General features: G+C 66.6%; 18 protein-coding genes. 14 read left to right on the top strand and 4 right to left on the bottom strand.

Annotated elements, in window-relative coordinates; genetic code table 11:
* The 9 genes from ABDZ92_RS07305 to ABDZ92_RS07265 form a co-directional block, all read left to right on the top strand.
* Positions 1-387, top strand: a 387-nt coding sequence (locus ABDZ92_RS07305) for an STAS domain-containing protein (RefSeq protein WP_343762178.1), incomplete at its 5' end; no start/stop codon positions are given.
* A gap of 12 nt (positions 388-399) precedes the next feature.
* A complete protein-coding gene (locus ABDZ92_RS07300; protein ID WP_343762176.1) occupies positions 400-1,242 on the top strand; it encodes a universal stress protein in 843 nt (280 codons plus the stop codon).
* A gap of 2 nt (positions 1,243-1,244) precedes the next feature.
* A complete protein-coding gene (locus tag ABDZ92_RS07295) occupies positions 1,245-1,583 on the top strand; it encodes a TraR/DksA family transcriptional regulator (protein ID WP_343762173.1) in 339 nt (112 codons plus the stop codon).
* Positions 1,584-1,599: 16 nt separating this feature from the next.
* Positions 1,600-1,812 carry a cold-shock protein gene (locus tag ABDZ92_RS07290; protein ID WP_343762171.1) on the top strand — a complete coding sequence of 71 codons (213 nt, stop codon included), beginning with the start codon at positions 1,600-1,602 and terminating at the stop codon, positions 1,810-1,812.
* Between the two features lie 4 nt (positions 1,813-1,816).
* A complete protein-coding gene (locus ABDZ92_RS07285) occupies positions 1,817-3,031 on the top strand; it encodes an MFS transporter (protein ID WP_343762168.1) in 1,215 nt (404 codons plus the stop codon).
* A gap of 11 nt (positions 3,032-3,042) precedes the next feature.
* Complete coding sequence (locus ABDZ92_RS07280; RefSeq protein WP_343762166.1) at positions 3,043-3,267, top strand: DUF4170 domain-containing protein; 225 nt, start codon at positions 3,043-3,045, stop codon at positions 3,265-3,267.
* Between the two features lie 154 nt (positions 3,268-3,421).
* On the top strand, positions 3,422-3,796 hold the full coding sequence (locus ABDZ92_RS07275) for a VOC family protein (RefSeq protein ID WP_343762163.1): 375 nt from the start codon (positions 3,422-3,424) through the stop codon (positions 3,794-3,796).
* 40 nt (positions 3,797-3,836) lie between these two features.
* On the top strand, positions 3,837-4,673 hold the full coding sequence (locus ABDZ92_RS07270) for an EamA family transporter (protein ID WP_343762161.1): 837 nt from the start codon (positions 3,837-3,839) through the stop codon (positions 4,671-4,673).
* 149 nt (positions 4,674-4,822) lie between these two features.
* Positions 4,823-5,071 carry a hypothetical protein gene (locus tag ABDZ92_RS07265; RefSeq protein ID WP_343762159.1) on the top strand — a complete coding sequence of 83 codons (249 nt, stop codon included), beginning with the start codon at positions 4,823-4,825 and terminating at the stop codon, positions 5,069-5,071.
* Here ABDZ92_RS07265 and ABDZ92_RS07260 read toward each other — a convergent pair.
* Complete coding sequence (locus ABDZ92_RS07260) at positions 5,052-5,783, bottom strand: polyamine aminopropyltransferase (protein ID WP_343762156.1); 732 nt, start codon at positions 5,781-5,783, stop codon at positions 5,052-5,054. The two genes, ABDZ92_RS07265 and ABDZ92_RS07260, sit on opposite strands and share 20 nt — an antisense overlap.
* Positions 5,784-5,869: 86 nt before the next feature.
* Between ABDZ92_RS07260 and crcB the strand changes: the two genes are divergently transcribed.
* Positions 5,870-6,277 (top strand): fluoride efflux transporter CrcB, encoded by a 408-nt coding sequence (gene crcB, locus ABDZ92_RS07255; RefSeq protein ID WP_343762154.1) that lies wholly within the window; start codon positions 5,870-5,872, stop codon positions 6,275-6,277.
* Here crcB and ABDZ92_RS07250 read toward each other — a convergent pair.
* Genes ABDZ92_RS07250 through ABDZ92_RS07240 form a run of 3 tightly spaced genes read right to left on the bottom strand, consistent with a single transcriptional unit; the run spans position 6,211 to position 8,864 of the window.
* Positions 6,211-6,993 carry a lysophospholipid acyltransferase family protein gene (locus ABDZ92_RS07250; RefSeq protein WP_343762152.1) on the bottom strand — a complete coding sequence of 261 codons (783 nt, stop codon included), beginning with the start codon at positions 6,991-6,993 and terminating at the stop codon, positions 6,211-6,213. The two genes, crcB and ABDZ92_RS07250, sit on opposite strands and share 67 nt — an antisense overlap.
* A 45-nt stretch (positions 6,994-7,038) precedes the next feature.
* Complete coding sequence (locus ABDZ92_RS07245; RefSeq protein WP_343762149.1) at positions 7,039-7,218, bottom strand: hypothetical protein; 180 nt, start codon at positions 7,216-7,218, stop codon at positions 7,039-7,041.
* A complete protein-coding gene (locus ABDZ92_RS07240; RefSeq protein WP_425542286.1) occupies positions 7,215-8,864 on the bottom strand; it encodes a peptide chain release factor 3 in 1,650 nt (549 codons plus the stop codon). Before ABDZ92_RS07240 ends, ABDZ92_RS07245 begins: the two co-directional genes overlap by 4 nt.
* 489 nt (positions 8,865-9,353) lie before the next feature.
* Here ABDZ92_RS07240 and ABDZ92_RS07235 point away from each other — a divergent pair, with 489 nt between their 5' ends.
* The 4 genes from ABDZ92_RS07235 to ABDZ92_RS07220 all read left to right on the top strand — a co-directional run.
* Positions 9,354-9,950 (top strand): hypothetical protein, encoded by a 597-nt coding sequence (locus ABDZ92_RS07235; RefSeq protein WP_343762147.1) that lies wholly within the window; start codon positions 9,354-9,356, stop codon positions 9,948-9,950.
* Positions 9,951-9,957: 7 nt separating this feature from the next.
* Complete coding sequence (locus ABDZ92_RS07230) at positions 9,958-10,311, top strand: ArsR/SmtB family transcription factor (protein ID WP_343762145.1); 354 nt, start codon at positions 9,958-9,960, stop codon at positions 10,309-10,311.
* Between the two features lie 474 nt (positions 10,312-10,785).
* Positions 10,786-10,977, top strand: coding sequence for a hypothetical protein (locus ABDZ92_RS07225; protein WP_343762142.1), 192 nt, complete (start codon positions 10,786-10,788; stop codon positions 10,975-10,977).
* A 42-nt stretch (positions 10,978-11,019) separates the two neighbouring features.
* Positions 11,020-11,262, top strand: a 243-nt coding sequence (locus tag ABDZ92_RS07220; protein ID WP_343762140.1) for a ParB/Srx family N-terminal domain-containing protein, incomplete at its 3' end; no start/stop codon positions are given.

Genomic DNA, 11,262 nt, shown 5'->3' with positions numbered 1-11,262 from the left:
GCACAGGGTGTGCTGGCGGGTGTCGTCCTGTCGGGCCTGTTCTTCGCCAGCAAGGTCAAGCGGCTGTTCGACGTCGCGACCGAGCTGTCGGGTGACGGGCAAACCCGGACCTACCGGATCTCCGGACAGGTGTTCTTCGCCTCGGCCGAGCGGTTCGCCGACACGTTCGACTACAAGGAAGTGGTCGACAAGGTCGTGTTCGACGTCACCCAGGCGCACTTCTGGGACATCTCGGCGGTCGGCACGCTCGACAAGGCGATCCTGAAGTTCCGCCGCGAGGGCACCGCGGTCGAAGTGATCGGCCTCAACACCGCCAGTGCCTCGATGATCGAACGCTTCGCCATCCACGACAAGCCCGGCGCCGAAGCAGCGCTTGGCGCCCACTAAGGAGAGAACAGAATGGACCGTATCCTCGCGGCGATCGACGCCTCCAGCTATGCCGGCAGCGTCCTCGCGCTTTGCGAATGGGCTGCGCCCCGGCTGCACGCTACCGTCGAGCTGCTCCACGTCATCCAGCGCGCGAGCGCCGCGCAGGGCCACCAGGACCTCTCCGGCGCGATCGGGCTGGGCGAGAAGAGCGGGCTCCTCGAAGAGCTGACCCGGCTCGACGAAGCCGAAGGCAAGGTCGCGATCGAGCGCGGGCGGCTGCTCTTGCAGGGCGCGGCCGATCGCCTCCGCCAGTCCGGTGTGCCCGTCGAAACGCTGGCGCGGCACGGCGGCATCGTCGAGACGATCGTCGAGCGCGAGGCGGACGCCGCGCTCGTCATCATCGGCAAGCGCGGTGCCAGCCATGAGTTCGCGAGCGACCATATCGGCAGCAAGGTCGAGCGCGTTGCCCGCGCCAGCGACAAGCCGGTGCTGATCGCCTCGCGCGAGGTGCGCCGTCCATCGACTGTCGTCATCGCCTTCGACAACAGCGATGCGGCGTGCCGTGCCGTCCGCTACGTCGCTACCTCTCCGCTGTTCGCCGACCTGCCTGTCCAGCTTGTCATGGCCGGATCCGACGATGACCGGCACCGCGACCAGCTCGGCGCTGCCGCCAATTCACTGCCGAACGGTGCGGAGACGATTTTGCGCGACGGCAAGGTCGATGCCGTCATTGGCGGGCACATGGCGGACCGCCGCGACGCGGTGCTGGTGATGGGCGCCTACGGCCATTCGCCGCTGCGCACGCTCATCGTCGGCAGCACGACCACCGCCATGATCCGCACGTTCCACGCCCCGGTGCTGCTGGTCCGCTAACCGTGGCGCACGATCTGGACAGGGCACGCGAACGCCTCCTCGCCAAGCGCGCCGCGCTGGTCGAGGAGGACCGCCAGAGCGAAGCCGATCGCGCGCCCGTCGCGCTCGATCAGGAGAGCGTCGGCCGCCTGTCGCGGATCGACGCCATGCAGGTGCAGGCGATGGCGCTCGCCGCGCAGCGCCGGCGCGCACAGGAGCGCGACCGGATCGACGCCGCGCTCCGGCGGATCGACGACGGCGACTATGGCTGGTGCGTCACCTGCGGCGAGGAGATCGCGCCCGCCCGTCTCGCGCACGCACCCGAGGCGCCGACCTGCCTCACCTGCGCGCGCGGTGATTGACCCTAAGGAGAGGAAGATGCCGACCGGAACGGTCAAGTTCGTCGAGCCCGGAGGCCGCTACGGCTTCATCTCGCGCGACGACAAACAGCCCAAGGTCTTCGTCCACATCGATGCCGTGCTGGAAGCCGGCTACACCGAGCTGCGCAAGCATCAGCGCTGGTCGTTCGAACTCGTCGAGGGCCGCAACGGACGCATCAAGGCCGGCGACCTGACGCTGCTGCCTGACTGAAACAGTGTCGATCCTCGCCTTCCTGAAAGCCAATTTTCGCTGGCTCGCGTGCGGTTTCCTGCTGACGCTTTTCTCGTCGTTCGGGCAGACCTTCTTCATCGGTCTGTCGGGGCACGAGTTGCGGCGGGCCTTCGACCTCACGGGCGGCGGGTTCGGGTTCGTCTATATGGCCGCCACGCTCGCCAGCGCGCTCACCCTGCCCTGGCTTGGCCGCCTGCTCGATATCTATCCGGCGTGGAAGTTCTCGCTTGCCGTCATACCCGCACTGGCGCTCTCATGCCTCTTCCTGCCGTTCGCGCGCACCGTGCCGGAGCTGATCCTTTCACTCTACCTGCTCCGCCTGTTCGGGCAGGGCATGATGACCGAGATCGCCTATACGATGATCGGCAAATGGTTCGTCGCCAATCGCGGGCGCGCCGTCTCACTCATCATCCCGGGCCACCAGACCGGCGAGGCGATCCTGCCGCTCGCCTTCGTGGCGGTCAGCACATCGGCGGGCTGGCAGACGGCCTGGTTCGGCGCCGCAGCCGCGATCCTGTTCATCGCCTGCCCGCTGATCGTCGCCCTGCTTCGAATCGGACGGATACCACAGGCCGAGATCGCGACGGACGTCGATACCGACGTGCGGCACTGGACGCAGGCCGAGGTCATGCGCGATCCGACCTTCTGGCTGCTGCTGGTCGGCGTCCTCGCGCCCTCGTTCATCGGCACGGCGGTTTTCTTCCATCAGGACTATCTCGTCCGCGAACACGGCACCACCGCGGTCGTCTTCGCCGCCAGCTTCCCGATCATGGCGGTGACGACGATCGTCTTCAGCCTTGTCAGCGGCGCGCTGATCGATCGGTTCGGCGCGATTCGGCTGCTGCCGTTCTTCCTGCTGCCGCTCATGGCCTCGATCGTCATCGTCGCGCTCGTCACGCCGGCCTGGGCGATCTACCTGTTCATGCTGCTGTTCGGCGTCAGCTACGGCTTCAGCTCGACGCTCCTGGGCGCGATCTGGCCTGAAATCTACGGCACCCGATACCTGGGCGGCGTGCGGGCGCTGACCGTCTCGGCAATGGTCCTCACCACCTCGCTCGGCCCCGGCCTCGTCGGCGCGTTCCTCGATCGCGGCGTGGCTCTGTCGAACCAGCTTCTCTGGATGGCGGCGTGGTGCGCGTTCGCGACGGTCGTCCTCAGCCTCGTCTCGCGCCGGCTCCGGCGCTCCCGCCCCATCTGAAGGAGACCGTCATGGAATTGCACATCGTCATAGGAGCGCCGCTGGTCGGCCGCGACCCGGCGTCGCTGACACCGGAAAGCATCAAGGTCGAGGGGCTGTTCTCGACCTACGATGCCGCGCTCGATGCGTGGCGCGCCGCAGCCCAGCGCACGATCGACGACGCGGAGATGCGCTTCGTCATCCTCAGGCTCGATGTCGCGACTGCGCCGAACACCGCGCATCGCGAAGCCGCCTAAATGAGGAGAACGTGCGATGACCGCACCGGCAAGGTCCGTGTCGGGTCGGCGGAGCTATCCGCCGATCATTCTAGACCGCGATGCCGTTGGCACATAGCGGTCAACAACCCGGCCCGTGAATTTCTACCGTCAGGGCCTTATCCTGGGATGACCTATGTTCACGCACATCATGATCGGCAGCAACGACCTGGATCGATCCAAGGCCTTCTATGATGCGACGTTCACGGCGCTTGGTGGAACGCCCGGGGAGCGGGACGAGAGAGGCCGGCTGATCTACGATCACGACGGCGGGCGGCTGATGATCACCCGACCGATCGATGGCCGCCCGGCGACCGCCGCTAACGGCGGAACCATCGGCATCGCCGCCATCAGCGCGGATCATGTCCACGCGTGGCACGAGGCCGGCGCAACGCATGGCGGCACCGCGATCGAAACCCCACCCTGCGAGCGCCCGAATGGCGTCTTCGTCGCCTATCTGCGCGATCCGGACGGCAACAAGCTCACCGCGCGGACGAAAGCGACGCGGTAGGCCGCATGGATCTCGGCTATTCGGCGGGACGAGGGGGCTCATGTCCGTCGGCATCAGCCTGATCGTCCTGGTCGCGGCGGTCCTGCACGCGAGCTGGAACGCCCTCCTGCGCGGAGGCGGCGACCGGCTCTGGTCGATGACGATCATGTGCATCGCCATTGCGCTCGCCTGTGCCCTGATGGCGCCCTTCGTGCCGGTGCCCGCGACGGCGAGTTGGGGCTGCGTCGCCTTGTCGGCGCTGCTGCACGCCGGCTACAACCTCTTCCTCGTGCGCACCTACCGGCAAGGCGATCTCGGGCAAACCTACCCAATCGCCCGTGGCGCCTCGCCGCTTCTGGTCTCGCTCGGCGCCGCGGTCTTCACGCGGGAGCTGCCAGACGCGCTCAGTCTGACGGGCGTGCTGCTGGTGTCGGGCGGCATCGTCGCGCTGGCCTTCCAGGGGCGGGCCATCGGGCGGCAGACCCTGCTCTTCGCGCTCGGCACCGGCTGCTTCATCGGTGCCTACAGCGTGACCGACGGCGTCGGTGTGCGGTTGTCCGGCTCGCCTTTGGGCTACACCGTCTGGATGTGCCTGTCGTGGGGCCTGCTCGCGCCGGCGACCTACATCATGCTGCGCGATGCCCGCTCACTGGTGCGCGGGCGCAGGGAGACGCTGGTGGCGGCCGGTGGCGGGCTCACCTCGCTTCTGGCCTATGGTATCGTCATCTTCGCCATGGCACGCGGCGCGATGGGGCCGGTGTCGGCGCTGCGCGAGACGAGCGTCGTCTTCGCGGCCCTGATCGGACGCGTCTTCCTGCACGAAAGCCTGAGCCGTTATCGGATCACGGCCTGCTTGGTGGTAGCGGCAGGGGCGGTTCTCATCGGGCATGCGGGCTGACAACGTGCGGGTTGGATCGGAACGGTCGTGCAGCAACCAGGCTGCCGTGCAATTCCCGAAATTCGATCCCAATCGGGACGATCGCCGGGCTTAGCGTACGATTTTGACCATCCTCTCACCGGACCCCTATAAGCGGATCATTCGATGGTATGACCGACCTCACCGGCCTTGCTGTGCACGCGAAAGATGTCGCGCCGATCGTCGGCGAAGGCGCCAATATGCTGCGCGACGCCTATCTCGGTCGCTATGCGATGGTGGTGCCCGGGGCGCTGATGCGCATCCAGGTCAAGCGCATCGTGGCGAACCATGCCGCGCTGCGTTTCTTCGATGCGGCAGACGATGCGCTGGCATGGCTCGGTTGGGAGGCCAGTGATCGTATCATGGCGCCGCCCGGCTGATATCAGGTCGCTTGCCGAGATAGATGATGTTGAACGCTGGATCATCCCGATAGGGGTTTGGGAACTCGACGCGTTCGGCCAACACCTCGTCGAACACGCGCTCCATGGCAGCAACGAATACGGGGTCTTCCGCGCCCGAGGACCATAAGGCGAAGATGCCGCCGGGGCGCAGATGCTGCGCCATCCGGGTCAGCGCCGTCAGCTCATAGAAGCTCGAACTGCCCGCTTCGATCAGGTGCCGGGTCGAGTGATCGATATCGACCAGGATCGCATCGAGCCCGTCCGACAATCCGCCGTCGGCATGGTCCTTCGCGGCCATTGCGAAGAAGTCGCCGGCGACGAGACGACAGCGTGGATCACGCGTCAGATCGCTACCGAGCGGCAGCAGGTCGTGACGGTGCCAGTCGATTACCTCCGGCACCAGTTCGATGACGTCGAGGCGAGCAACCCGCTTGTCGTTCAGCGCGGCCGCAGCGGTATAGCCGAGACCGAGGCCACCGATGACGATGCGCATGGCGGCGCCGTCGAGACGGTCGAGCGCCAGCTTCGCCAATGCGATCTCGCCGACCACGAACTGACTGCTCATCAGATAACCGCCGTCGAGCATTATTTCCCAGATATCGGCACTGTCCGCACGCAGCCGGCGTCGACGCAGGACCAGCTCGCCGATCCCGGTCATGTGATGTGCGATCTCCTCGAACATCAGGCTCATGATGATGTGTCCTTCCTTGATCGTGAGGCGCGAGCGGCTACATCCCGCGTCGGGAATGGAGCCTCCCTTCTAACCGCCTGTCGCTGATGGCCCCTGCAACCGCGCTCGCGAGCGCCGCAGGGGAATTGTGCGTGGACTATCTTCTCGTCTTCATCGGTGCGGGCCTTGGCGGCATGGCGCGCTATGTCGTCGGTCGCGCAGCGCTCACGATCGGGGGCGACTTCCCTTGGGGAACGATGGCGATCAACATCGCCGGGTCGCTGGCGATGGGCCTTGTAGCAGGCTGGTTCCTCAACCGTGGTGGTGCCGACCAGAACCTGCGCCTGTTTTTGACGACCGGCGTGATTGGCGGCTTCACGACCTTTTCCACCTTCTCGCTCGAAGCGGCGCTGTTGTGGGAACGCGGGCAACTCCTTGCCGCCGGCCTCTATGTCGGGGGTTCGGTGCTGATCGGGGTTGCCGGGGTGTTCGTCGGTCTCGCAGCGATGCGATGATCGTCGATCATCCGTAGCCCCGCGAGCCTGTGCCGCTCGTATTCCATCATCTCTTCCGCGCAGGTGAACGCAGATGCCGATGTCATGGTGGCTGCCACTGGCTTCAGGATCGAGACGAGGATCGTGCCACCGCTCCCCTGTCCGCCACTCGGCCAATAGGCGCCGGAATCGACCACCATCGGCACCAGCGGGAAGCGCGGGTCGCGCATCAGCTCCGCCCCTCGCCGGAACGCGATCGGCCGCGTCGCCGCCACGCGCGTGCCTTCCGGGAACACCAGCACGGGGCGTCCGTCCACCAGCGATCGGCGCCCTTCGCGCGCCATATGCCGCGCCGCGCTCGCCCCGGCCTCGCGGTCGATCACGATCATCGGCGATCGGCGCAGATACCAGCCGATGATCGGAATGCGCGTCAGTTCGTGCTTCGCGACGATCGCCACGTCTGGAAAGAGGGTCAGGACCGCGACCGTCTCCCACACCGATTGGTGATTGCACAGGATGAGGCACGGTCCCCTGGGCACGTGATGGCGGCCGAGAACGGTATGACGCAGACCGACGCACAGGTGGAGCAGCAACAGGACGCCCCGCGCCCAAAGCCGCGTGAGCGCACGGACGGGGCGGCGATCCGGCGTCAAGGCCAGGAACGGGATCGGCAATGCGAACAGGACTGTCCAGATGGACGCGAGCGCGACAAAGGCGCTCCAGCGTAAAGATGGCATGAGGTCTCTTCGATGATTTGGACAGGACGGGCGGAAGGGAGCGGGTCATCCGCTCGCCCTGGAGCGTCCGCCCGACCGCCGGCGACGCGCGCGTTGCAGCCTCGCATCAATCTCACCGTCGGGCAGGTCCGCCAGCACCGGCGCAAGCCGTCGCACATCGTCGGCCGTCGCCTTGGGCCGCGCCACCAGCACGCGATCGAGCAGCGCTTCTGTATTGACCATCACGCCGACCCTCCCGCGCCGATCCGCTCGCGCACGGCCGGGAAGCGGATCTCAGGCCATTCGCGCTGCACCCGCTCCAGCTCCCACGAGTTGCGAACGAGGAACACCAGCGCGTCGTCGCCATCCTCAGCGAGGTTCGCCGTTTGCGCCTGCACGAACGCCTTGCGCATCACGTCATCGGGACAGCTCACCCAGCGCGCGCTCTCATACATCGTCGGATCGAACCCGATCGGCAGACCATATTCGGCCTCCGCCCGCGTCGCGATCACGTCGAGCTGGAGTGCGCCGACCACGCCCACTACCCAGGCCGATCCGACCATCGGCCGGAATACCCGCGCGATCCCCTCTTCCGCGAGGTCCAGCAGCGCACGGCGCATCTGCTTGGCTTTCATCGGATCGTCGAGCCGCACACGGCGCAGCAGCTCGGGCGCGAAGTCGGGCAGGCCGGTGAAGGTGATCGCGCTGTGTTCGGTCAGCGTGTCGCCCACGCGCAGCGTGCCGTGATTGGGGATGCCGACGATATCGCCGGGCCGTGCCTCCTCCGCCAGCTCGCGATCACGCGCCAGGAAGAAGATCGGGTTGTGCAGCCCCATCTTCTTGCCGGTCCGGCTGTTGGCGAGCTTCATGCCCCGCCGCAGCGTGCCCGAGCAGACGCGCACGAAGGCGACCCGATCACGATGGTGCGGGTCCATGTTGGCCTGCATCTTGAAGACGAAGCCCGTCACTTCGTCGCCCTCCGGTGTCACCGGCACCGGCTTTGCCGGCTGCGTCCGCGGTTCGGGCGCATGGCGCGCCAGCGCCGCGAGCAGGTCGGCGACGCCCAGCTCCTTGAGCGCGCTGCCGAAATAGACCGGGGTCAGGTCGCCGGCGAGGAACGGCTCCAGGGCGAACGTGGGATAGGCACCGCGCGCCAACGCCACATTTTCCACCAGATCGGCCTGCACGCCGGACGGCAGCGGCGGGGAAAGGCGGCCATCGGCGGGATCGACGTCGCGGACACGATCCGGGCAGAGCGCACCGCCGATCCGGTCGACCAGCAGCGCGGTGCGATGCTCGATCGAATAGATCCCACGGAACATGCCGCCCATGCCGATCGGCCAGCTCATCGGCACCGTGTCGAGCGCCAGCTTCGCCTCGATCTCATCGAGCAGCTCGAAAGGCGGCAGCCCCTCGCGGTCGATCTTGTTGATGAAGGTGATGATCGGCACGCTGCGCAGGCGGCACACCTCGAACAGCTTCAGCGTCTGCGCCTCGATCCCCTTGGCAGCGTCGATCACCATCACCGCCGCGTCGACCGCGGTCAGCGTCCGGTAGGTATCTTCCGAAAAATCCTCGTGCCCCGGCGTGTCGAGCAGGTTGAAGCGGATGCCGTCATGCTCGAACGTCATCACCGACGACGTGACCGAGATCCCGCGCTGTTGTTCGATCGCCATCCAGTCCGATCGCGCGCGGCGCCGGTTGCCCTTGGCGCGGACCTCGCCCGCCTCCCGGATCGCGCCGCCTGCGTGAAGCAGCCGTTCGGTCAGCGTGGTCTTGCCCGCATCCGGGTGCGAGATGATCGCGAATGTCTTGCGCCGCAGCGGCGTCGCCGCAGTCGATCGGTCGACGGCCTCCCCGTCGTGAGTGGCCTGGTCCGGCTCCATGAGCATGTGTCTCGTCTCCTGCAGGCGCAGCGCAGGGACGCGGCAGCTCGGGACCGGCTTGGGGGCCGGTCTGACGCCGACGCGCGCGACAGCCGCAAAGCGGCGTTCGGAAGCGTAGGCGTCGACGGCTGCGTGCCGGCGAGGCGCTATACCTCCATGTCGCGAGCGTCCTTCGATGTCGGAAAGCTCGTATCGCCCCCGAACGGGGCCGAACGCTGTTGCTGTAGCACAAAAGCCGGACCGAACAAAGATTTCGCTACACAGGCGATGCGGCGCGTCCTATCTCGGACGCACGGATGTTGCCGTGTCCGGCCCGGTGCCGGCTTCCCACTCTCAGCATCCGGTTGCGTCGCGCGGACGCGCTCGTGTCAGGTCGAACCGTTAGCGGTTCGAAAGCCTCACGGGTGCCGCGGGACGGCCACCGGAGACTTCGCGATGCCGCGCCTGGCACTCGCTCCTTTCGCGCGACCAGCTCAGGCTCGCGAAGGAGAAGACATGCTGCAACAAGACGTCGCCACCGCCCCCCGCAAGATTGCCGGCACGCCGCTACGCCGCGCCGACGAGAGCTACCGCCATTTCCGGCTCGTCGCCGCACAGACCGGCATCGATCACATCGCCATCGCCTATGCCGGCAAGACCCCGATATTCCAGCTCTGCGCGCCTGACGTCGACACAGCGCTCGACGATCTCCGCGGTCGGATCGACCAGGATCTCGCCCGCCGCGCCGAGACGCGCGCCGGTGCGCTTCCCGACAGTCACGATCTCCAACTCGCGCTGCAACTGATGGACGCCCATCTGACGGCCGCCTCGCAGCATATCATCTCGCGCGTCTTCGATGCCGACTGGCCCGCTGGCCCCACGGATATCCTGCTGCGGTCGACCTTCGGCGAAGATGCGCTCCTACGCGGCCTTGTTCGGCTCGCCCGCCAGATGGCGGAGGTAATCGCCGTCCCACTTCCCAAAGGCCCCAACAACGCTAACGCCGCGCTGGCGCTGCTGATCGAGGACGTGCCGGAGCCGTTCGCCCTCGACGGGGAATGGCATTTTCGCAAGGAGTTCATGGTCGCCGCGCGTCGTCACATGACGAGTTGAGCAACGCATGTCGCTATCAGAACAGCAAGCGCTCGATGCCGCGTTCGATGCCCTGTCTCACCCGGCACGACGCGCCGTGATCGACCGGCTTGCCTGCGGACCTGCTGCTGCCAAGGAATTGGCCGACGTTTACGCCACCGGTTTTCCGACGCTGATGAAGCATGTCCGGCTTCTCGAAAACCAAGGTCTGATATGCTCGCACCGCGTCGGGCGTGTTCGGATTTACCGCCTCGACGTGGGGCGGCTTGAGCAGATCGGACGCTGGATCGACGCTCGCTGCCGGATATCGCACAGGACAACTAGCCCGCGGCCATCCCTGATCGCGGGTCGCCAAGCGGAATGGGACGTCGCCAGCGCCTAAGGGGCCGACCGGCACGCGTCTGCCCGGACCTGTCGATGATCCACCAACAGAAGCCTCGGGCGCGTCCCTGACGGGCACGGCTCTATCGGGTCTGCGCTCCGACCGAGCCGCACCGGCGTCTCGGCCCATTCGGGTGACGATCCTCGCGTGTGGTGTGCCACGTGGCACACCTATCGAACGCGCGTCGACGCGCGACATCATGGTGTTTTGGCCTGCCAGCCCTCCCCCGGAGGCCCGTCAGCGCCGGGGAACACCAGGGCTGCTGCCCTTTCGTTCCCGAACGACAATCGGTCCGCCCGTGTAATCCGCCAAGCGTGGCACCCGACACCCTGCAGGGCGTCGGCCACGCTAGGGCGGCTCGCCCGCACCAGCGGCCAGATTCTCGCTCCCCCTCCCCATCCCGCTCCTCGCCGGAGCGGCAGACCCCGGTTGCAGCGGCAACCGGCTGTCGCCTTGAAGAAGGAGGAAAAGAGAATGGATTACACGCGATACAAGGGCGATCCCTACTGGAAACGGGCCAAGATCGCCGGGACCGGCAGCGACGGCACCCCCTACGCCAAGGGCGACCGGATATTCTTCTATCCCCGATCCGGCGCAACCTACGCCGGTGACAGCGCGATCCGCGCATCGGCCGAGTTCGACGAGCTGGCGAGCCTCGAAGGCTGACCGCTCCCCCTCACCAACCATTCCAATTGAAGGACCATCATCATGGCTATCGTCACCATCAAACTGTCCCAACTTCGTCTCTCCCCGCTCAACCAGCGCAAGGTCAAGCCGACCGCCATCGAGGCGATGGCCGAGGACATCGCCGTGCACGGCTTGTTGCAGAACCTGATTGCCTATGAGGAAGACGGCCTGTTCTACGTGTTCGCCGGGGGGCGGCGCTATCGCGGCCTCAAGGAACTGGCGAAGCGCAAGCACATAAGGAACAGCGATGGCTTCCCCGTCGAG

The organism is Sphingomonas molluscorum (genome assembly GCF_039522995.1).
GTDB classification, from domain to species: Bacteria; Pseudomonadota; Alphaproteobacteria; order Sphingomonadales; family Sphingomonadaceae; genus Sphingomonas; species Sphingomonas molluscorum.
This window is presented reverse-complemented; position numbering and strand designations above follow the sequence as displayed.